Consider the following 1,680-nt stretch of genomic DNA (forward strand, 5'->3'; position numbering starts at 1 on the left):
AGATTGTGCTGAAATTGTTGCAATCGCTCGCGATGAATACAAATTAATTGTTAATGTAACCGCAGGTTCAGTGGTTCGTTTACTTCCTCCATTAAACATGACACAAGAACAAGCAGACGATCTTCTTAAGCGTCTTGTACCAACCATTCAGAGTTTCTTGAAAGGTTGATCTTTGTAAATAAAAAAAGGGCAATTAAATCACTGCTGTCCCACAAATATCACAAGAAGAACCTCAATTGAGGTTCTTCTTGTTTTCGCCATTTTTTATCAGGCACAAAGAGTGACCTTAAAAGTTTCCTTTCAAATAAATTGACCTGAATAATTCTCAGTAAACGCTGAACACTCCATCCTTCTTGTGCCATGTGTTTAGCGAAGTTCACCAGCAAATAGGCAATTAATGCAATCCATATTTGCGTTTGTATCGCATTGCGGCTTCGACCTAGAAATGACTTCAGTTTTAAATTCTGCTTGATGGCTTTAAAGAATAACTCAATCTTCCAGCGGTCTTTATAAATTGCAGCAATGGTGGATGCTGCCAGATGAAAGTTGTTGCTCAGAAATTCGAATGTTCTTTTCTTATCTGTATCATAAAACTCTATACGTCTTAATAATTCAGGTGCGCCTCTTTTCTTGGCATGCGCACTACTCAATTCAATACATTCATCCGCAATAATCCCTTTAGTCGCTAATACGCTGCGGCTTGATTTAACTTGATAAACTGTCTTTGGGCGTAGCCGGGTTACAAAGCTGACGTTCTGAAGTGTCAACTGAGCAAACCATTGATAATCAACATATCCTTTATCAAAGACGATAATGCTACCAGCAGGAAATTTAAATGCTCTGCCTTGCACCATATCATTTTCAATACCATCCCCAAGCGCTACAAATTCAGGAATGGTATTGCTGTGATTTAAGCCAACACTGAGTTTAATACTGGCTTTGGATTCATGCACTTTTGCCCATGCGCACAATGACAGTGAAAGATCAATATGACTGGCATCTAGTGAATACAGTGGATTCTTGAATCTAAATTTATGTGCAGTTTTAGAGTTTTCACAGCGCTGAAGCAGCTGTGTGAACAATTGCTGATACAGGCTGGCGGGCTGTTCTTCGTTGAGTTTTGCTAAGGTGCTTCGCGCAATTCTCTTCGCGCCAAGATGATAGAGCTTTTCCTGCTGGGATTCGAGATTGGATTGAATGTCTCTTAAGCTTTGCCGACAAGAAAGTTGGGACATCAATATGGCAACAAACTGATCCCAGCGGGTGGCTGATCTTAATTTTTGCCCAGAGTGGTGCAGTTTAGCCAGACGTTCAAAATCTTGTCTTAGAATGGGTTTGAGTAATTGATGAAATACGGTATTCTGATGTGACAAAACCTGAGTCCTTTATAGTTAAAGTGTTTGTTTGCACTCATATTTTAACTATTTAGACTCAGGTTTTTTTATTTAAAGCAAACTATGGGACAGTAGTGGCTATAAGCCTCTTTCTTTTTAGAACGTCGACAATCCAGACCATTCCATAAAACGATATATCCAATATTTTAATTTTGATTCATCTGCATACTTTGCATAATCAACCGTCATTTGACGGCCATTTAGGTTATTCCACGATGAATTAAAATATGTCTCTGCATCACGAAAAACCTGTGCTTGTGTATTCCCAACAACTTTCATGTTGGTT

Annotated in this window: 2 protein-coding genes; both read right to left on the minus strand. The window is 38.8% G+C overall.

Features of this window, described 5'->3' with window-relative positions; genetic code table 11:
• Positions 1-218: 218 nt before the first annotated feature.
• Entirely contained in the window at positions 219-1,373 is a 1,155-nt protein-coding gene (locus HCK86_RS23805) for an IS4 family transposase (protein ID WP_176086982.1), read from the minus strand.
• Between the two features lie 117 nt (positions 1,374-1,490).
• On the minus strand, positions 1,491-1,680 hold a 190-nt coding region (locus tag HCK86_RS23810), incomplete at its 5' end, for a hypothetical protein (protein ID WP_210260027.1).

The sequence above is a fragment of the Martelella sp. HB161492 genome, assembly GCF_013184775.1.
Classification (GTDB): Bacteria; Pseudomonadota; Alphaproteobacteria; order Rhizobiales; family Rhizobiaceae; genus Martelella.